The 19,303-nt window shown below is 70.3% G+C and carries 20 protein-coding genes and 1 pseudogene; 14 read left to right on the plus strand and 7 right to left on the minus strand.

The window, feature by feature from the left end:
- Positions 1–27 precede the first annotated feature (27 nt).
- Complete coding sequence (locus OPF83_RS15450; protein ID WP_264888496.1) at positions 28–978, plus strand: NAD(P)-dependent oxidoreductase; 951 nt, start codon at positions 28–30, stop codon at positions 976–978.
- A 47-nt stretch (positions 979–1,025) separates the two neighbouring features.
- Here the strand turns inward: OPF83_RS15450 and OPF83_RS15455 are convergent, their stop codons facing one another.
- Positions 1,026–1,772, minus strand: a complete 747-nt coding sequence (locus OPF83_RS15455; RefSeq protein ID WP_264888497.1) for a 1-acyl-sn-glycerol-3-phosphate acyltransferase — start codon at positions 1,770–1,772, stop codon at positions 1,026–1,028.
- Between the two features lie 125 nt (positions 1,773–1,897).
- Between OPF83_RS15455 and OPF83_RS15460 the strand changes: the two genes are divergently transcribed.
- The 9 genes from OPF83_RS15460 (at position 1,898) to OPF83_RS15500 (ending at position 8,319) form a co-directional block, all read left to right on the plus strand.
- The gene (locus OPF83_RS15460; RefSeq protein ID WP_264888499.1) at positions 1,898–2,638 is read left to right on the plus strand and encodes a sirohydrochlorin chelatase; all 741 of its coding nucleotides are present in this window, start codon (positions 1,898–1,900) and stop codon (positions 2,636–2,638) included.
- A gap of 294 nt (positions 2,639–2,932) precedes the next feature.
- A complete protein-coding gene (locus OPF83_RS15465; protein ID WP_264888500.1) occupies positions 2,933–3,271 on the plus strand; it encodes an Lsr2 family protein in 339 nt (112 codons plus the stop codon).
- A gap of 431 nt (positions 3,272–3,702) precedes the next feature.
- On the plus strand, positions 3,703–4,467 hold the full coding sequence (locus tag OPF83_RS15470; protein ID WP_264888501.1) for a TetR/AcrR family transcriptional regulator: 765 nt from the start codon (positions 3,703–3,705) through the stop codon (positions 4,465–4,467).
- Positions 4,464–5,375, plus strand: a complete 912-nt coding sequence (locus tag OPF83_RS15475) for a thioesterase family protein (RefSeq protein ID WP_264888502.1) — start codon at positions 4,464–4,466, stop codon at positions 5,373–5,375. Before OPF83_RS15470 ends, OPF83_RS15475 begins: the two co-directional genes overlap by 4 nt.
- Positions 5,372–6,184 (plus strand): maleylpyruvate isomerase family mycothiol-dependent enzyme, encoded by an 813-nt coding sequence (locus OPF83_RS15480; protein WP_264888504.1) that lies wholly within the window; start codon positions 5,372–5,374, stop codon positions 6,182–6,184. The genes OPF83_RS15475 and OPF83_RS15480 overlap by 4 nt, the downstream gene beginning before the upstream one ends.
- Complete coding sequence (locus OPF83_RS15485; protein WP_264888506.1) at positions 6,184–6,597, plus strand: CrcB family protein; 414 nt, start codon at positions 6,184–6,186, stop codon at positions 6,595–6,597. The genes OPF83_RS15480 and OPF83_RS15485 overlap by 1 nt, the downstream gene beginning before the upstream one ends.
- Positions 6,594–6,986, plus strand: a complete 393-nt coding sequence (locus tag OPF83_RS15490; RefSeq protein ID WP_264888508.1) for a CrcB family protein — start codon at positions 6,594–6,596, stop codon at positions 6,984–6,986. The genes OPF83_RS15485 and OPF83_RS15490 overlap by 4 nt, the downstream gene beginning before the upstream one ends.
- A gap of 44 nt (positions 6,987–7,030) precedes the next feature.
- A complete protein-coding gene (gene thpR / locus OPF83_RS15495) occupies positions 7,031–7,621 on the plus strand; it encodes an RNA 2',3'-cyclic phosphodiesterase (protein WP_264888510.1) in 591 nt (196 codons plus the stop codon).
- Positions 7,622–7,692: 71 nt separating this feature from the next.
- Positions 7,693–8,319: a nucleosidase gene (locus OPF83_RS15500; RefSeq protein WP_264888512.1), complete on the plus strand. Its 627-nt coding sequence runs from the start codon at positions 7,693–7,695 to the stop codon at positions 8,317–8,319.
- Between the two features lie 85 nt (positions 8,320–8,404).
- On the opposite strand, the gene OPF83_RS15505 is transcribed toward OPF83_RS15500, so the two are convergent.
- Positions 8,405–8,869, minus strand: a complete 465-nt coding sequence (locus OPF83_RS15505) for a molybdenum cofactor biosynthesis protein MoaE (protein ID WP_264888514.1) — start codon at positions 8,867–8,869, stop codon at positions 8,405–8,407.
- Positions 8,869–9,894, minus strand: coding sequence for a bifunctional molybdenum cofactor biosynthesis protein MoaC/MoaB (gene moaCB, locus OPF83_RS15510; RefSeq protein ID WP_264888516.1), 1,026 nt, complete (start codon positions 9,892–9,894; stop codon positions 8,869–8,871). The genes OPF83_RS15505 and moaCB overlap by 1 nt, the downstream gene beginning before the upstream one ends.
- Before the next feature lie 108 nt (positions 9,895–10,002).
- Between moaCB and OPF83_RS15515 the strand changes: the two genes are divergently transcribed.
- Entirely contained in the window at positions 10,003–11,091 is a 1,089-nt protein-coding gene (locus OPF83_RS15515; protein WP_264888518.1) for an NADH:flavin oxidoreductase/NADH oxidase, read from the plus strand.
- Between the two features lies 1 nt (position 11,092).
- Here the strand turns inward: OPF83_RS15515 and OPF83_RS15520 are convergent, their stop codons facing one another.
- Positions 11,093–13,357: a fatty acid desaturase gene (locus OPF83_RS15520; RefSeq protein WP_264888520.1), complete on the minus strand. Its 2,265-nt coding sequence runs from the start codon at positions 13,355–13,357 to the stop codon at positions 11,093–11,095.
- Between the two features lie 102 nt (positions 13,358–13,459).
- On the opposite strand from OPF83_RS15520, the gene OPF83_RS15525 reads away from it, so the two are divergent.
- The 3 genes from OPF83_RS15525 to OPF83_RS15535 are packed head-to-tail and all read left to right on the plus strand — an operon-like array spanning position 13,460 to position 15,804.
- Positions 13,460–14,518: an AraC family transcriptional regulator gene (locus OPF83_RS15525; RefSeq protein ID WP_264888522.1), complete on the plus strand. Its 1,059-nt coding sequence runs from the start codon at positions 13,460–13,462 to the stop codon at positions 14,516–14,518.
- Positions 14,515–15,120, plus strand: coding sequence for a class I SAM-dependent methyltransferase (locus OPF83_RS15530; RefSeq protein ID WP_264888524.1), 606 nt, complete (start codon positions 14,515–14,517; stop codon positions 15,118–15,120). Before OPF83_RS15525 ends, OPF83_RS15530 begins: the two co-directional genes overlap by 4 nt.
- Before the next feature lie 12 nt (positions 15,121–15,132).
- Entirely contained in the window at positions 15,133–15,804 is a 672-nt protein-coding gene (locus OPF83_RS15535) for a TenA family protein (RefSeq protein WP_264888525.1), read from the plus strand.
- A gap of 16 nt (positions 15,805–15,820) precedes the next feature.
- Here OPF83_RS15535 and poxB read toward each other — a convergent pair whose 3' ends face one another.
- The 3 genes and pseudogenes from poxB to OPF83_RS15550 form a co-directional block, all read right to left on the minus strand.
- Positions 15,821–17,542, minus strand: a complete 1,722-nt coding sequence (gene poxB, locus OPF83_RS15540; protein WP_264888526.1) for a ubiquinone-dependent pyruvate dehydrogenase — start codon at positions 17,540–17,542, stop codon at positions 15,821–15,823.
- 108 nt (positions 17,543–17,650) lie between these two features.
- A complete protein-coding gene (locus tag OPF83_RS15545; protein ID WP_264888528.1) occupies positions 17,651–18,904 on the minus strand; it encodes a sulfatase-like hydrolase/transferase in 1,254 nt (417 codons plus the stop codon).
- A 103-nt stretch (positions 18,905–19,007) separates the two neighbouring features.
- Positions 19,008–19,148, minus strand: a pseudogene (locus OPF83_RS15550) (hypothetical protein); the annotation flags it as partial.
- Positions 19,149–19,303: the final 155 nt, after the last annotated feature.

The raw sequence follows: 19,303 nt of genomic DNA on the forward strand, positions 1-19,303 counted from the left end.
GGGGCCCCGGCACTGGATCTTCGGTCCGTGGTCCCGGTGCAGGCTCCTGGGTCGACGGCATCGCCGACCGCGGCAGTACCGCAGCCCCTGGACGGGCTCCCGCTCACCATGGGCCTGGCCGGTCGTGAGGTGCTGCTCGTCGGTGCCGGCCCCGTGTCGGCCCGCCGGGCGGAGCTCTTCCTCGAGGCGGGAGCGCGCGTCCGCGTGGTCGCCCCGACCCTGGCGCCCGAGATGGAGGACGTGGTCGCGAGTCACCGTGGCGGGGAAGCCCGTGATGGGGCGGCCCGTGATGGGGCGGCCCGTGATGGGGAGACCCGTGGTGGGGACGCTGGCGGCGGCGTTGTCGTCGTCGTCCGATCATTCACCCCCGCCGACCTGGACACTCCCTGGCTGGTGCACGTCGCCACGGGCGACGCCGAGGTCGACGCCGAGGTCGCCGCGCTGTGCGAGGCGCGGCGACTGTGGTGCGTGACGGCGGGCGACGCGGCGCTCGGCTCGGCACGGGTGCCCGCGCGTACGGCGGTCGCGACGCCGGCCGGCGTGGTGCGCATCGCCGTGGATTCGGGTGATCCGCGCAGGTCAGTGCGGGTCGGGCGCCATGTCGCTCGCTCGCTGGCCACCGCGCCGGCCGGACTGCGCGCGCGGCGGCGGACCGCCGCGGGATGGGTCGCGGTGGTCGGTGGAAGTGGCGACGGCGACCTCCTCACCGTCCGCGCGCGACGCCTCGTCCACGCCGCTGACGTCCTGGTCGTGGACGGGCCGGTCGACGTGGGATTACGGGCAGAACTCGACGACGACGTCGAGGTGATCGACACCAGTTCAGGCCTGCCCGCCGCCCGCGTGGTCGACCTGATCGCCTGCCGCCGCGAGGCCGGACACGGAGTGGTGCGGATCGTCGCAGCGGCCGGGCTCGCGGACGTGGCGCGCGATCTCGAGGACGTCGGCGTGGAGTTCCAGCTCGTTCCCGGCGTCGTCTAGCTGGGTCGGACCGGTAGGGGTGAACAGTCAGTGCCGGCCCGGGGGACTCAGGCCTGATCCCACCCGGTCTTGAGGGCGGCGTCGATGCCGTTCCGCACGGCCACGCGCACCTCGTCGACCGTCGGCACGGGACCGGAGAACCACGTCAGCATGGGTCCGGCCGCGGCGATCGCTCCCCTCGGGGGCGGGTTCTGGTGATCGCGGCCCCGATAGACCAGGCCGATCGGCAGGACCGCGACCGGGGCGCCGGCCTCGCGGGCCCCGCTGACCATGTGGCCCACACCCTTCTTGACCGACTCGAGCCGCATCGTGCGGAGGTCGTCGGCGGAGGAATTGGTGCCCTCGACGAAGGTCAGGACCACACCCCCGGCGACGACCCGCTCCACGCACACCCGGATCAAGCGGGCGGCCGCACCGAGATGGACATCCGTGGCCGTGCCCTGGTAGTTCTTGGCGCGGAAGACCGGGATCGTGCCCGTGTACTCGAACAGCGGACGTAGCGGGCCGCGGAAGAGCGGGTCCTTGGTCAGGCCCGTACCCGCCGACAGGAAGCGGACCCGCTTGTCGAACAGGGCGGCCGCGAGCACCGTCGCGTCGTGCTTGGACGGATGGTTGACGGCAGCGATGATCCCGATGCCGTCCGCGTGCAGCCGGGTCAGTTCGGCGACCGTCTCGGCGGGTATCAGTACCCGTGGGCGGTAGATCGCGTCGACCAGGCGCAGGATCGGGTAGGTGAACCAGTCACGCCGCCGACCGGGGCCGAAGAAGTCGTAGACCTTGTCGTAATTGGCCACGGTCACCTCGGGCCTGGATCGACGACGTGGGAAGCCGGCCCGCGGCCGTGGACGGCCGGAACTCATCGGTCCGAGTCCTGTCCGGCGAATTCGGAGATGCATGCGGTGTGCGGCATGCTCTGAGTATGACGACACCTTCCCGGCCGCGCCTGCTGTTGGTGGCACATGGGACGCGGTCGGCACTCGGGCGCAGGGTGCTGGGCCGAGTGCTGCTCGAGACGCGCAAGGCGCTCCGGCCGGACGGGGTCACTGGGGTAGACACGGGAGTAGACACGGTGGACTGCCGCCTCGCCTGGGTCGACGTCCAGTCGCCCGGACCCGAACGGATCCTCGCCGACGGTGTCCCGACCGTCGTGGTGCCGGTATTTCTCGCCCGCGGATTCCACGTGACACACGACGTCGGCCAGGCTTGCCTGCAGGCGCCTGGTCCGGTCGTGCAGACCCCGCACCTCGGGTCCGAGCCGGAGGTCGTCCGGGCCGTGATCCAGCGTCTCGCTGAGGCCGGGGCGACGGGGGCATTCGGCGCGGACGCCGTGGTGTTGGGAGCGGCGGGAAGCCGGGACTCCTCGTCGGTCGCCGAGACCCGGGAACTGGCGGGCACGCTCTCCCGGCTGCTCGGGGTGCCGGTGACCGCCGCGTTCGCCTCGGCCGCCGAGCCCTCTGTCACGGACGCCGTGGCGGCGTTCCGTGCATCCGGCCACAGCCGGGTGGCGGTGGCGACGCATCTTCTCGCGCCGGGATTCTTCGCGGATCGGCTCGCCGCCGCGGGGGGTGACCTCACCTCGGAACCACTCGGGGCGCACCCGGAGGTCATCGATCTGATCGTTCGCAGATACCGCGAATTCGCCGACGTTCTGTGCGGCTGAACACAGCAGATAATGCGCGATAGGTGACCTCGATAACTTCCTATTTTCTATTGCCGAAACAGTGCGATGGCGCTGCGATGGCAGCGCCATAATCGCCATTCGTGCAGGTGGAAGCGGCAGCATTATGATAAAAGAATGCTGATTGTAGGCTTATTGTCCGGGATGTTGTCGGTGGAATGTTGACTCTATTTCCGGCAATGTCGGTTCGCTGAAAGTGGCGGCCGGATGCATACAGTGACTTATCGGTGCATACTGTTCCCGAGTTGAGTGACAACCAAATTCAGGGAGTGTGGAATGGCTCAGCAGTTCCAGGTTCATTACGTCGACGATCTCGATGGGACCAATCTCGGCAGTGAGGCCAATACGATCTCATTCGCATTCGAGGGCAGGGAATACACCATTGACCTCAGTGATGAGAACGCAAAGGGCTTCCGTGAGGCAATGGCTCCGTACCTCGAGGCCGGCCATCCGGTGACCCGCGGAAAGGGTCGTACGGCGAAGAAGTCGGCGAAGTCGTCGTCCTCGACGAACCTCGCGGCTGTCCGCGAATGGGCACGTGAGAACGGTTACGAGGTGTCCGACCGTGGCCGCATTCCCGGCAACGTGATGGACGCCTACGCCGCGGCCAATTGATGATTCCCTCAATGGCTAAATGATCGCGGCCCAGCCGCTACGGTGGACCCACATCCTGTGCATCGGGATGTGGGTCCGTTTCTTTTGAGTGCATTGCTTTTGTCTCGTTGCATGGATTGTGTCACTCGAACCTCATCGGTAACAGGTGCGGCGACGGCTTCTGAATTCACGAGATGAATCAGTAGGTGGGTTTCCAAGTACCGCGGGCCGAGTGATTTCGGCCGAGTAGTACCAGTTCGGTGAACTGCGCCGAAGTGCGTGCCGGGGTAAGTGCCGCGGTGCGCGGAGGGGTTCGCGGGGCCGGCATGCCGGGGATCCTGCACTTCCGGATCCGGCGGCCAGAGCCACCAACACTGTGATCACGTCGATGTCGGCCGACACGCGGGCGTCATGGTGGTGGAATAACAACGTTGCCGTCGTATTCTGCCCGGGTGACCCGAATCTCCTCCGCCGATCCCGAACGCCTCCCCACGCACGCGCAGTACGACGACGTGCTGCGCCGGGGGATCCTCGACGAGGCCATGACGCGGCTTCGTGACGGCGCCCCGGACAGTCTCGGACTGCGTCCCCTCGCGGCGTCCCAGGGCACGTCGACCACCGCGATCTACACGATGTTCGGCGGCAAGCAGGGGCTACTCGCCGCGGTCGCGCACGAGGCCGACGAGCAACTGGCTGCCGAGCTGCGCGGTTCCCTCCACCACGGCAGCGTCGAGGGCGACATGCGCTCCCTGTGCCGGGCCTACCGACAGTGGGCGCTCGAGAACCATGGACTGTACGGCCTCGTCGTGGGTGAGCCGGTGCGTTCGCCTCGCCCGGGAGTGGCGGGAACTGTCGGCGTGGGCCCGGGTGGTGACACGGTGACCCCGATGCCGCAGTGGCGCGAGCCTCTGCTCGAGGTGGTCGACGCACTGGTCGACGAGGGGATCTTCCGGACGGCCGACGTGCACGAGACCGCCACGTCGATCTGGGCCTCGCTGCACGGCATCGTGTCGCTCGAACTGAGCGTCTGGCGTGAGTCGCCCAGCGCAGAGCAGTACTTCGAGACGCAGCTCGCGGCCATCCTGCGGTCGTGGACCGCGGCGGGTTCGGCGGGCTCGGCGGGCGCGGCTGGTTCGGCGAGTGTGGCCGGCGATGCCGGCACGGCCGGAGGCGCCGGAGCCGACCGGCGGCGCGCTCGTGCGGCGGTCGGCCTGTGAACGCGCCGAGGCCGGGTGAGTCGGCGAGCGGCGGCGATGACGGCAGCCCCTTCTCCTTCTTCCATCTCGGTGAGGACGGGTCCTACGTCCCGACGCGATACGCGAAGAGCGCCTGGTCGGACGGTCTCGTCAACGGTCCGGCCATCGTCGCGGCGGCCGCGCGATCGCTCGAGATCGAGTACGGGCACGAGGACTTCCAGCCGTCCCGGCTCACCGTCGACTTGTTCTCGCAGGTGAAGTTCGAGCCGCTGGAGGTCCGCACCGAGGAGGTGCGCAGCGGTAACCGCATCCGGGTGGCGGACGCGCATATCTATCAGGGCGGCAAGACGGTGGCGCGGGCGACACTGGTCCAACTCCGCCGCGGCGAGCAGCCGCCGGGCGAGGTGTGGCGGTCCGGCCGGACCCTCACGCCGCCGGACGGGCCCGGGGGCACGGTGCTGAGCGCGGGCTCCCGCGCGTGGTTCGGGAGCGACGCCTCGGACGAGCCCTGGAGTCGTTCAATGGGCGCGCACCAGAACGCCGGCCGGAAGCGCTTCTGGCTGCATCCGCTCGACGTGGTCACCGGGCAGGACGCGTCGCCGTTCCAGCGCGCCGTGACGCTCGGTGAGTCCACGAGTCTCATGGCCCACTGGGGCACCGAGGGCATCGGGTTCATCAACGCGGACCTGACAGTGGCCCTCGCCCGACTGCCCCGCAGCGGCGACATCGGCATCGAGGCCGAGCAGCACATCAGCGAAGACGGGGTGGCCGTGGGGACCGCGGCGCTGTTCGACCATGACGGCATGTTCGGCAGCGGTACCGTGGTCGCAGTGTCCAATGCCGGGCGGCAGATCGACTTCGCCACCAGGGGCCTCGTCAAGGGCAAGCCCGCCGCGGATCCCGGACCGGAGAAGGGGACGCGCGTATGACCACCGGAGACCAGCACTCCAGCCAGCACTCGGACCAGCAGCCGGGCCTGTCCCGCGAGCGGATGCTCGACGCGATCGAGGCCCAAGCCGGGCTCGTGCGCTTCGCCCTCGAGGGTGCCGACGCCGACGCCGACGACGCCGGTGGGGTCGACCTGGCCACCGCCGTGCCGTCGTGCCCGGGCTGGACGATCCACGACCTGGTCGCCCACGTGGGCACCGCCAACTGGTGGGGCGGCGCCAACGTCCGCGCGGGCAACCCCGAGGAGCGGGCCCGCGGCATGGGCGATGTGCACAAATCGGCCCCGTCCGCTGACGAGGGGTCGATCCCGCTGGCCCGGTGGTACGGGGACCTCGCCGTCGTCGCCATCGAGACCTACACCGACGCCGACCCGGACGCGCCCGCCTGGACCTTCGCCGGCCCCGGCCGCGCGGACTTCTGGCTGCGGCGCCAACTGCACGAGACGGCGATCCACCGCTGGGACCTTGAGAACGCGCTGCGTGGCCCTGCCTCGACGACGCCGCTCATGGACGACGTGGCGCTCGACGGGCTGGACGAGTTCTGCACCGCGATCCGACCGCTCGTCGCGATGCTCAAGCCGGCGCCCCCGGTGACGATCCGCGTGCGCGCCGGTGAGTGCGAGTGGGTCATCCCGGGCGCCGAGGGGTCCGGCGAGGTCGAGATCTCGGGTCCGGCCGAGACGCTGACTCTCCTCCTGTGGGGTCGCGTGGGTGCGGATGAGCCCGGCCTGGAGATCACCGGCGACCGCGAGGGCCTCGATGCTGCCCTGGAGGCCGGACTCTCGACGTGATGCTGTCCCGCGTGGCGGCGTTGTCGCTCGTCGGGCTGGGCGGCGGGGCGGGGTCGGCGGTGCGCGCCGCCCTCGGCCTGGCGTGGCCGGGGTCGCCGCTGGTCACAACCCTGGCGATCAACGTCGTGGGGGCGTTCCTGTTGGGCGTGATCGTCGCCGTTCTCTACGGTCCCCGTGGGGTGGGAGGGGGACGACGACGACTTGGCGCCCGTCTCCTCCTCGGGACCGGATTCTGTGGGGGCTTCACGACGTATTCCGCTGTGGCGGTGCAGACCGCGGAGCGCGTGGGGGATGCCGAGTTCGCCGTCGCGGCTGCGTATGCAGCGGCCACGCTGGTCGTGGGAGCGCTCGCCACGCTGGTCGGGCTGCTGGCCGGCGGATGGTCGGGGGCCGGAAGTCGGGGATCAGAATGAGCGCCGCGATGCTCGTCGGGCTCGCCGCTGTGGGCGGTGGGCTGGGCGCTGCCGGTCGATACGCCGTGGACGAGTGGGTGAGCGCCCGCTGGCGGCGCGACTATCCGCTCGGCACGCTGATCGTCAACGTCACCGGCTCGTTCCTGCTCGGAGTGCTGGTCGGGCTGTTGGTCGAGGATGCTTCCGGGTCTGCTGCCGGGTCTGCCGGCGTGATGGCGCTGCTGGGCACAGGAGTGCTCGGCGGCTACACGACGTTCTCCACCGCGAGCCTGGGCACGGTGAAGCTCGCCCTCGACGGACGTCGAGGACCGGCATTGCTCTACGGGCTCGGCACGCTGCTCGCATCGGTCGCGGCGGCGGGGTTGGGGCTGTGGCTGGGGAGCCAGTGAGCCCGGGTCTTGTGCACGGCTGATCGGTGGGCCACGGTGGTGTCATGGGGCATCGGATGTTCGTGGCGGTGTTGCTACCGGAGGAGATCCGCGAGGAACTCGCGCGGTTCCTCGAACCGCGGCCGGGACTGGCGTGGTCTGACCCCGCGCAGTGGCATCTCACACTGGCGTTCTGTGCTGACGTCGACGACTGGCGCCTGGACGATCTCACCGACCGTCTGACCGCCGTGGCCCGCAAACACGAACCCTTCCGCCTCACCCTGACCGGGGCCGGGGCATTCCCGTCTGTGGAGCGGGCGAAGGTCCTGTGGGCGGGCGTCGAGCAACCCGAGGAGCATCCGCTCCACTCGCTCGCGGCGGGCGCCCGGTCGGCGGCCAACTCGTCGGGCTGCTGCCCGGACGGTGCCCGGTTCCGGCCCCACCTCACGCTCGCGAGACTCCGTGGTTCCGGCGACGCCACCCACTGGCTCCACGTCCTCGACACCTTCACCAGCAGCGACTGGCAGGTCCGCGAGATCGCGCTCGTGGAGTCCTTCCTCGGTCAGGGCCGGAGGGGACGGGCACGCCACGAGGTGATGGCGCGGATTCCCCTGGGCTCGGGCGACGAGCGGTGGTGGGCGCGGAGCGGGGACTGACCGCGACCGCGGGGACTGGCCGTACGACCGCGCGACTCGAGGCCGCGGCCCCTGCCGCTAGCGTGAACGGCGTGGAACTCATCGGAACCGTGGATGCTGCGCACCCGCTCGTCGTCGTCGCCCTCGAACAGGAGGCCCGGCACTTCGTCACCGACTTCCCCGTCCTGGTGACGGGCGTCGGCAAAGTGCGCGCGGCGCTGGCCGTGGCGCACGCCCTCGGCGCCGGCGTGCGGCCCCGCGAGCTGGTCAACGTCGGCACCGCCGGTGGACTGCACCCCGGGATGGAGGGCACGCACGAGATCGAGGTGGTGTTCCAACACGATTTCGACGACCCCGCACTACACGCCGTGACCGGCCGACACGACGGTCCGCCCCTGGCGCTGTCCGCCGCGACCGCCGTGGTGCCCGCCGCGGCCGATGCCCCGGCGGCTCCGGGCGGGGTCGCCGCCCCCGTGCTCGCGACCGGGGACCGGTTCGTCGCCGGTGGGCCGCTGCGGGATCGACTCGTCCGGGTCGCCGACCTGGTAGACATGGAGGGCTACGCCGTGGCCGCCGCGGGTGCGGCCCTGGGCGTGCCGACGCGCCTGGTCAAGCACGTGTCGGACCCGGCTGACGAGACCGCCGGGGACACGTGGGTCGAGGGGGTCGACGCGTGCGCGCGCGTGCTCGCCGAGTGGGTCGGCTCGCGGTTGGGCTAGCGGCGTTGGGATGGCTACGCAGCGCTAGCGGCACAGGGCTGGACCAGCCGATCCAGATGGGCAGGGATGGGCTGGCCGGGACCGCTCAGCAGTCGCCGACGCCCACCCATTCGGTCAGCCCATCGGTGAACAGCTGCCGCTTCCAGATGGGCACGCCGTGCTTGAGCCGCTCAATGAGCTCCGAGCACGCCCGGAACGCCTCCGCGCGGTGCGGCGCCACGGCCACCGCGACCACCGCGATCTCGCCGACCGGCAACACGCCCACCCGGTGCACGGCGCCCACGCGCACGACACCGTTCGGTCCGCTCATCTCCGCCTCGATCGACTCGCACAGCCGGGCCAGCGTCGTCGCGGCGGTGGGGTGCGCGGAGTACTCGATGTGCTGGACGTCGGCGCGGCCGCCGTCGTGGTCGCGCACGATCCCGGAGAACGTCACCATCGCGCCGTCGGCGGTGCTCCACACGGCACTCTCGACCTCGCGGGGATCGATCGCGGTGTCGGTGATCTGGGCGAGTGGGCGGGACTGGGGGACCTGATCCTGCGCGCTCATCAGTGGCCACCGCCGTTCGCGTGCACGTCGAGAAGGTGATCCAGCAGGTCGTCGAGCACCTCGAGCCCGTTGCGCACCCCGCCCGTCGACCCCGGCAGGTTGGCGACCAGCGTGCGCCCCGAGAACCCGGCCAGGCCACGGCTCAACGCGGCGGTCGGGGTGGCGGCGATCCCACGGGCCCGCATCGCCTCGGCCACGCCCGGCAGAGCGAGGGTGAGGTGCGGCGCGGTGGCCTCGGGCGTGCGGTCGTCGGGCGCGACGCCGGTTCCGCCCGTGGTGAGCAGCACGGCAGGGGAGCGGCGGACCTGTTCGGTGAGGGCCACCTCGATGTCGGCGTCGGCCACCACGTGCACCTCGACCGGGTCGAAGCCGCGCCCGAGGAGCCAGGACCGGATCGCGGGGCCGGTGGAGTCCTCCCGCTCGCCGCGCGAGGCGGCGGTGGAGGAGACGACGACGACGCCGGTCCTGCCCTGATCGATCACCGCGGGTCCGGCCGGGCGTCCGGTCTGCGCGTTGTCGTCGTCGTTGTTGTCGTGGTCATCGATATCCCGCGTCCAGTTCCCGCGCTTCCCGCCGGTCTTCGCGGCGAGGCGGACCCCGTCCATCGTGGCCAGCGGATCGACGGCCTTGACCATGTCGTGCAACGTCAGGCCCGCCACCGACACGGCCGTGAGCGCCTCCATCTCCACGCCCGTCTTGCCGGTGGTCTTGGCGGTGGCGCTAACGCGGATCTCGCCCGCGTCGGCGTCGAGGTCGAAATGCACCTTGACCGAGTTCAGCGGGATTTGGTGGCACAACGGGATCAGCTCGGAGGTCTTCTTGGCGGCGCCGATCCCGGCCAGGCGCGCGGTGGCCAGCACGTCGGCCTTGCCCAGCGCATCGCCGTCGACCATCGTCACCACCTCGGGGCGGGTGCGGAAGACGCCCTCGGCGGTGGCGGTGCGGGTGGTCACGGCCTTGTCGCCGACGTCGACCATGCGGACGCGGCCCTCGGCGTCGAGGTGGGTGAGCTGCGGGTCTGCCATGACCTCCACGGTAGTCTTCGCGGTGCAGGTCGGGGCGGCGCATCGGTCCGTAGACGAGCGGGGGGTGCTGTCGGCGGCGTGCAGGCGACCGAGGGTTTAATCACGGGCATGGCGCAGCTCTTCGACCCGATCCGTATCCGTGACCTCGAGGTCCGCAACCGTGTCTGGCTCTCGCCCATGTGTCAGTACTCGTGCGACGCCCGCGACGGCGTGCCCACCCCGTGGCATTTCGTGCACCTCGGCGCACGGGCGCAGGGCGGGTTCGGGCTGCTGATCGCCGAGGCGTCCGCGGTGGTGCCGGAGGGACGCATCAGCCCCGAGGACGCCGGGCTGTGGAACGACCGGCAGCGGGATGCGTGGGCGCCCATCGTGGAGTTCGTCCACTCGCAGGGCGCGGCGATGGGGATCCAACTGGCGCACGCCGGGCGCAAGGCATCGACCTATAAGGCGTTCCCCGGCCAGCCCTCTGGCTCGATGCCGGTGTCCGAGGGCGGGTGGGCCACCGTTGCGCCCTCGGCGATCCCGTTCGGCGACATGGCGACCCCCGAGGCGCTGGACGCCGCCGGGATCCACGAGGTGGTCACGGCGTTCGCCGACGCCGCCCGGCGCGCCGACGAGGCCGGATTCGACGTGGTGGAGATCCACGCAGCCCACGGGTACCTCCTTCACGAGTTCCTCTCGCCGCTGTCCAACCAGCGGACCGACGCCTACGGCGGCTCGCGCGACAACCGTGCCCGACTGCTGCTGGAGGTCTGCGACGCAGTGCGGCGAGTGTGGCCCGAGGGCAAGCCGCTGTTCGTCCGGATCTCGGCGACGGACTGGGTCTCCGGTGGCTGGACGCCGGAGGACTCTCGCTGGTTGGCGGGTCGACTGGCCGAGCACGGGGTGGACCTGGTCGATGTCTCCTCCGCCGCCAACACCCCCGACCGGCCGCCCGTGCCGCTCGAGCAGGGCTATCAGGTGCCGCTGACCGAGGAGGTACGGGCGTCGGGGGCGGTGCTGGCTGGAGCGGTCGGGCTGATCAGCAACCCGGAATACGCTGAGAGCCTGCTGGTCGACAGCCGCGCCGACGTGGTGTTCCTCGGCCGCGCCGCCCTGCGTGAGCCGGCCTGGCCGCAGCGGGCCGCGGCCGAGCTGGGCCTGGACTGGCGCAACGCCCCGTACCCGCCGCAGTACACGCGGGGGAAGTGGGACTGACCTACAGATCCAGCTCGATATCCGAGGAGGCCAGCGAGTTGCAGACCGTGATCCGCTCCTGCTGCACGCCAGGCTGCTCGGCGCTGGTGGTGCCGGCGAGCTTGGTGGTGACGCACGCCTTGCACAGGCCCCGCTCGCAGCCGGTGGGCACCGGGATGCCCGCGCGCCCGGCCGCCTCGAGCAGGGTGGTGCCGCCGTCGATCTCTACAGACGTCCCGGTGCGGGCGAAACTGACGGTGTAACGGCTGCCGTCGTCGGCGGGGCGGTCCAGCTCGGGCGCGGTGAACGACTCGGCGTGGAATCGATCAGCGGGCTGCCCCAGCTCGCGCAGCCACCCGCGGGCCAGATCGATCACCGCCGCCGGGGCGCAGACGTAGGTCTCGCGACCGGCCAGATCCGGCACCAGTTCGGCCAGCAGCTCCGGACCGAGCCGGCCGGTGCGCAGGTCGTCGCGGGTGGCCGGGGCGTCGGTGAACAGGTGCAGCGTGATCCCGGCGTCGCGAGCCAGTTCGCGGAGTTCGGGCTCGAAGATGATCGAGTGTTCGTCGCGGTTGAAGTAGAGCAGTGTCGCGTCCGGGCCGGCGCCAGCGGGGGAGTCTGCGGCGTCGCGGGCGAGACGGCGCAGCAGCGCGATGATCGGCGTGATGCCAACGCCGCCGGCGATATGCAGGGATTTCGTCGTGGCAACGCCGTTATCCGTGGCCGTCAGCGCGAAGTCACCGGTCGATTGCGGCACACCCACCAGGGTCACGTATTCGCCCGCACACAGTGAATCGGCGATCCGATTGGAGACGCGACCGCCGGTCACGCGCTTGACGCAGAACTCCAGGTCGGACGGCTCGGCCTGCCCGACCGAGTCGTGGACCAGGCTGTACTGGCGGACCAGTTCGTCGTCGTCGACCATCTGGCGCACCGACACGTACGCGCCGGCGTCCCACCGCACATCTTCCCACCCGCGCGGGCGGGCCAGGCGTACCGACAGGGCCTGCCCGTCCGCGACAGGCGTGGCCGCCACGACCCGCGCCGGCACGTTGTGGAACTGCGGCTTGTCGAGGTAGGGCGACTCGGGCAGCCGCCGGTAGCGCAGCCCGGCCGCGACGCGACGAACGAGCGAAGCCGGGTCGCGCAGCAGGTCGCGGGGCCGAGAGAACTCGCGCTCGCCGAACGGCACCGACAGCCCGGTGAGCGTCTTGGCGATGAGCGGCACGGTCTCCAGCAGCGGCGTCTCGTGGTAGGGCAGCCCGTGCCGCGCGGCGATCTCGCGGACCTCCGGTGCGATCGCGCGTTGCATCGACGGCGGCAGATCGGGGAACAGGTGGTGCTCGACGTGCGTGTCCAGCCCGCCGTAGAATATGCGCAGGTCGGGTCGGTTCTCGAACGGCACCTCCTCCTCGAGCAGCCGCGCGAGGGCGTCGTCCATCTGCGCGCTGGGCAGGAAGTTGCGAGTCGCGCGGATCTGGCGCTCGTAGTACTGGTCGGCGGTCTCGTCGGGGCCGGGGTCGGTGAACAGTTCGAGCTCGCCGGCGTGGTGCTCGATGAACACCAGGAACAGGACCGACATGTAGCCGGTCACCCCGCCGAGGTAGTTCGCGGCGAGCGTCTGCAGCGGCTTCCAGCCAGAACGGAACGGCTCGTCGACGAATCGGCGCCGGGCGTCGCGACCGGCGATCCGGGCGGGGGTCCGCAGCATGTACGAGCTGAAGAGCCCGTGTCCCTCGACCTTGCGCGCAATGTTCGCCAGGAAGAACGGCGCCGCGATCGGGGCCATCGCGGCCAGCGCCGAGATCAGCGCGACCTGCCCGAGGTGGTGGCCGTACCAGTCCTGGCCGGCGCTGCCGCGGAACAGGCTGTACCCCAGGTCGTGGTCTTTGCCGACGATGTTGGTGTTGGGGTGGTGACCCACGTGGTGCATGGTCTTCCACTGGTCGGTGTCGACGTTGAAGTCCCAGTGGTAGCGGTCGGAGTGGTACTCGCCGCAGTCCGGCAGGTGGTCGTAGCTGCCGTGGATGATGTTGTGGCCGAGCTCCGAGAACTGCATCAGTCGGTACGCCATCTCCAGTGCGGTGGCGCGGCGGATCGCGCGGGGGCCACCCTCGCGCAGCAACTCGCGGCGGCGGGCGTCGATCGCCTCGCCGTACGCAGTGACGTTGCGGATGTGCGCCAGGTCCTCGGCGCCGACCGCGGCCTTGGCGCGGATGTAGAGGGCGCCGAGCTCGGCCGCGAGCCCGGTGTCGGTGGCGGTGTCAGGGGAGCCGACGAGAGTCATGACTGTGACCGTAGCCACGCCTCCGCGCCGACGGAATGACGCTTCCGGTCGGGAAGTTGGCATTTTCGGACAAGCGGGTGGGTGGGTTGGTAGGTTCGGGCGATGACTGTGCCGCCGTCGTTGTCGTCGTCGGGGTCGTCGTCGGGGTCGCCCGTGTGGGCCGTGCCGCGCGGCACGGAGGGCGTGCGGATCATGGTGGAAGGCGCCGTGGCGCAGGGGATGACGACGACGAGGTGCCTCGCCGGCACCGGAATTCACCCGGCCGATCTCGCGGATGAGAACGCGCAGATCTGGGCACATCAAGAGTTCGCGGTGATCCGCAATCTGTTGGCCGAGCTCGGGGACCTGCCCGGGCTGGGAGCCGGCATCGGGGCGTATTCGACCATCGGTCGGACCGGCGTGATCGGATTCATGATGCTTGCCGGGCCCACCGTGCGCGCGGCGCTCGAGCGGGCGATCCCCTACCTCGCGTTGTCACCGACGCACCTGCGGTTCGCGCTGGAGGAGGGCGACGGGGTCGTCTACACCGTCGCCGCCGACGACGAGATCCCGCCAGACGTGCGCGCCTTCGTGGTGGAACGGGACCTGGCCGGGCTGGCGGCGGCGTTTCGTGGCGCGCAGATCGACCTGCAGCTGGCCGGGATCGAGACCACGCTCGGGCCCGCGGGCGCCGCACTGCTGGCGGAGGCGTGGCGGCTCGAGCCGGCGGCCGTGGTTCCCCTGTGCGCGACCAACCGGCTGGTGATCCCGCGCGAACGCCTGGACGAGCGGCTGCCGCAGGCGGATGAGAACACCGCGCGACTGTTCGAGCAGCAGTGCCGGGAGGTGCTGGATGCCCGACTGTCCCGCGTCGGTGTGGCCGGGCAGGTGCGTAGCCGACTGCGACACGAGCGGGGTGACTGGCCGTCCATGGCGGATGTGGCCGCTGACCTGCACGTCGACGAGCGCACGCTCCGGCGGAGGTTGACCGCGGAGGGCACGTCGTTCCGGAGGCTGGTCGACGAGGTGCGGCACGGCAGGGCGCTCGAACTGCTCGCCCAAGGCGCGGCGGTGTCCGAGGTGGCGCGCGAGCTCGGATACTCGGAGACCGCGACATTCAGCAGGTCGTTTACCCGCTGGGAGGGCGTGTCTCCGAGCCGGCTACGGGAGCGGGGCCTGTGACGAGGGAGGCGCGCGAGGCCTACTCGCGGCGGGCGGGGGAGTACATCGAACACCTCGGGGCCATCTCGACCGTCCACCCCGCCGACCTCGAGCTGGTGACCCGCTGGGCGCGTCAGGTGGGCGGCCCGGTCCTTGACGCCGGGTGCGGGCCCGGGCACTGGACGGCGCACCTGGCCGAAGCGGGAGTGGACGTCCGCGGCGTCGACGGCGTCAGCGAGTTCGTGGATCATGCCCGCGCGGCGCATCCCGGGTGTCGTTTCGAGCAGGCTGACCTGGAGGCGCTGCCGCTCGGCGATGCGAGCGTATCCGGAGTCCTCGCCTGGTACTCGCTCATCCACCACCGACCGGAGGGGATCGGTGTACCCCTCGCGGAGTTCACCCGGGTCCTACGTTTGGGCGGACAGCTGCTGCTCGGGTTCTTCCACGGCGATCCCGTCGAGCGCTTCGACCACGCGGTGGCCCCTGCATACCGCTGGTCGATCGGAAAGCTGGCCGAGCGGGTGCGGATGGCACACTTCGAGGTGATCGAGACCTACACCAGGACAGGGCCCGGGCACCGGCCACACGGCGCGATCGTCGCCCACCTGTCGACCGAGCACTGAAGGAGACCCGAGTTGAGCCTGTTCGAGACCCTGAAGACCCGCTGCCGCGACGAATGGGATGCCTACACCCGGCACGACTTCGTGGAGCGGCTCGGCGACGGCACCCTGCCGCTGCCGGTCTTCCAGGACTACCTGGTCCAGGACTTCCACTTCCTCGTCCAGTTCACGCGCGCCAACGCCCTGGCGACGTACAAGAGCCGCACGCTTGCTGACCTCAAGGCCGCGCACGCCGCGACCGGCGCGATTCTCGCCGAGACCGAGCTGCACCTGACGCTCACGGAGCGCTGGGGGATCCCGCGTGCCGAGCTCGAGGCCGCCGCGGAGAAACAGGCCACCGTCGCCTACACCCGCTATGTCCTGGACTCGGGGATGGCCGGGGACCTGCTCGACCTGAGCGTTGCGCTGGCTCCGTGCACGATCGGCTACGCCGAGATCGGCGCCAGGCTGCAGCCGCGGCTGGCCGAGTACGGTGGACAGGGTGACGGGCACCCGTACCGCGAGTGGATCAGCGAGTACTCCGGCGACGAGTTCACCGCCGCCTCCCGCGCCGCGACCGCCCAGCTCGACGCGCTGGCCGAGGGCGGGCTGTCCGACCGCCGGCTGAACGAGCTCACCGAGGTGTTCCGCACGGCCACGCGCCTGGAGGCCGACTTCTGGCAGCAGGCCCTCGACAGCGCGGACTGAGCGCGGGGCCGACCGGTCAGAGGAGCTGCCGCAGGTTCGCCTTGGCCAGGTCCACCAGCTCGTCGCCGCGGCCGGACAGCACGGTGCGCAGTGAGTAGAGCGTGAAGCCTTTGGCCTGTGCCGCGCTGATGGCCGGCGGGATCGTGAGCTCCTGACGCTCCACCTCCACGTCGAGCAGGGCGGGCCCGTCGTGGGCGAGGAACTGCTTGACGGTCTTGGCCAGATCCTTGGACTTGTCCGCCCGGAACCCCGCGAGCCCGCAGGCCTCGGCGACCTTCGAGAAGTCGGGGTTGGACAGGTCGGTGCCGAAGTTCACGAAGCCGTCGGCCTTCATCTCCACCTCCACGAAGTTGTACGAGGAGTTGTTGAACACCACCACCTTGACCGGCAGGTCGTGTTCGACCAGCGTGAGCAGCTCGCCCATCAGCATGGACAGCCCACCGTCGCCCGCGAGCGCGATCACCTGTCGGCCGGGTGAGGCGGCCTGGGCGCCGATCGCCTGCGACAGCGCGTTGGCCATGGACCCGTGGGTGAACGACCCGACGATCCGTCGGTGCCCGTTCATCGTCAGATATCGGGCCGCCCAGATCACGGGGCTGCCGACGTCGGGAAGGAACACCGCGTCGTCGCTTGCCGTCTCGTCGATCAACCGCGTCAGGTACTGCGGGTGGATGGTCCGCTTGGACGGCGTGGCGAGGTCGTCCAGCGTGCGCCGCGTCTTGGCGTAGTGCTTCGTGGCGTCGTCGAGATGCTTGCGGCCCGAGTGCGTGCGCACCTTGGGGAGCAGGGCCCGTATCGTCTCCCCGACACCGCCGACGAGCGGTACCTCGACAGGCGTGCGTCGCCCGATCCGCTCGCCCCGGATGTCGACCTGGATGACCGTGGCGTCCGGGTAGAACTGCTGGTATGGCAGGTCGGATCCCAGGACCAGCAGGGTCTCGGCGGACATCATGGCGCGGTATCCGGAGGCGAAACCGAGCAGGCCGGTCATCCCCACGTCGTAGGGATTGTCGTGTTCCACCCATTCCTTGCCGCGCATCGCGTGGACGATCGGCGCCTTGAGCGTCTCCGCGATCTGCAGCAGTTCGTCATGGGCGCCCGCGCAGCCGGCGCCGGCGAGGATCGTCACGTCCTCGCAGCCGTCGAGGACACGGGCGGCGCGAGCGAGATCCTCCTCGGCCGGGACCACCGCACTGGTGGTGGGGCGGATGGCGGCCACCTCGGCGGTGATCTCCTCGAGCGCCACGTCGCCGGGCAGGACGAGCACGGCCACCCCGCGCCTCTCGATGGCCGCACGCATCGCGATCCGCAGCAGCCGCGGCGCCTGCTCGGCCGACGAGACGTGCTCCACATAGACGCTGCACTCGCGGAACAGCTCCTGTGGATGGGTCTCCTGGAAGTAGCCCGTCCCGATCTCCTCCGACGGGATGTGCGCGGCCAGCGCGAGCACCGGGACCCCGGAACGCTGGGCGTCGAAAAGGCCGTTGATCAGGTGCAGGTTGCCGGGCCCACAGGAACCGGCGCACACCGCGAGATTGCCCGTCAGCGCGGCCTCTGCGGAGGCGGCGAACGCGGCCGCCTCCTCGTGCCGGGTGATCATCCAGTCCACGCCGTCGACCTGCCGGATCGCGTCTGTGACGCCGTTGAGCGAGTCGCCGGGAAGTCCGTAGACCCGCCGAACCCCCGATGCGTGGAGTGTGTCGATGATGTGTCGAGCGACCGTGGTACGTGTGGGCATGTATGCCTCCGACTGGTGGTGACCTCGTCGCCGAAGGGCCGGGCCGGCCCACGGCCACACCCGACCTTACGACCCTGCAGTGCGACTGGGTACCGATCGCGCCCCGCGTCAGGAGCCGAGCGAGCCCGGGCTCAGGGAGGACGTGGGCAGGGGCAGGTCGGTGGGCATGCCGGGCGGGGTTGTGCCCTTCTCCGCTATCTGCTTCATCAGCACCAGTGCCATATCGGCCATGAGGTCCGGTCGGAACTGGTGCAACGCCGCGGGGTCAGCCAGATTGTGCAGCTCGAGCGGGTCCGCCGCGAGGTCGTAGAGTTCGAACACCGGGGGCTCGACCCAGTCCGGGTCGAAGTACATCGTGAACTTGCGGGAGCGATCCCGGACGGTGCGCAGCTGACTGGGGCGGGTCACCTGGTCCTGACCATCGGGTTGGCCGATGGTCCAGTCATCGAAGACGTAGTGGATGACATCCTGCACCTCGGCGGTCGGGGTGGCTGGGTGCGCCACCGCGTCGTCGATGATGGGCGTCAGGTCCTTGCCCTTGAAACCGAACCCGGCGCCGACCTCGGCGGGTACATCAGCGATCGTCGCCAGTGTGGGCATGAGATCCACGAGGCTGGCCAGCGCGTTCGTGGTCACGCCCGTGGGGAACAGCCCCGGGTTGCTCGTGACAAGTGGGACGAACATCGTCTCCTCGTACGCGTTGAACACCTTCTGCCGCATGCCCCCGTGGGACATGCCCATCTCGCCGTGGTCGGACAGTTGGATGATGATCGTGTCCTCGCGCAGGCCGTTGCGCTCCACCGCGTCGATGACCGAGCCGATGTGCCCGTCCACCACCTGCTGCATGCAGGCGTACATGTTGACGTAGTTGCGGGCCTTCTCCTCATCGACCAGCGGGCCCAGGCCGACTTGTGAGGCGAGATTGATCTGGGTCTGTGCGCGTGGCTTGTAGTTCATCGCCAGGACCTCGTCGAAGGTCGGTGGCAACTCGATGCCCATCTCGAAACAGTCCGGCGCGGCATCGGCGTAGTTTGTACCGTCCAGATCCCAGGTCTGAGGGTAGGCGAGGATGTCGTGTGGGTTGGCGAAACTCGCGACCAACGCGAACGGCTTGTCGGGGTGGTTGGGGACGGCATCGAGGAACTCCGCGGCCTCGTCGGCGTAGCGCTGGTCGTTGTTCGCGTCGCCGCCGCCCAAGTTCTCCGGCTTGATGTCCTGCCCCGCCTCCGGTGGGTTCCAGCCGTGGAAGCCGAAGCCCTCGATGTCCACCGAGGTGGGGTCCAGGCCGTCGGCGCCCTTGCTCATGTGCCATTTGCCGCGGTAATGCACGTCGTAACCGGCGGCCGCGAGCAGATGCGCCATGTTGGGGGTCGTCGGCGAGAGGGTCGGCTCGGAGCCGGACGCCCGCGGTGAGGGTGCGATACACCCCGTGCTGGGCCGGGTAGACACCGGTAAACATCGTGGACCGGCTCGGCGAGCACATGGTCGAATTGCAGGCTGCGTAGTTGAAGTACAGGCCGGAGCCGATGAGGCGCTGCCGATTCGGCGGGTTCTGCGCTGCCCAGCCGTCGGGCCAGAACATCGGCCGGCGTTCCTGGTCGGTCATGATGATCGCGATGTTCGGCTTCCGGCGGATGCGCCCCGCGCCGACCGCAGCCGAGGCGCGGGATGTGGTGCCGGGGGTGACATGCTGCAAGAGCCGGGTGCTGTTCCCGCCGGACGCTATGAAGTTTCCTTCAAAAAAACCGCTCACCCGTCGCC

The sequence above is a fragment of the Dietzia sp. NCCP-2495 genome (assembly GCF_026011735.1).
Classification (GTDB): domain Bacteria; phylum Actinomycetota; class Actinomycetes; order Mycobacteriales; family Mycobacteriaceae; genus Dietzia.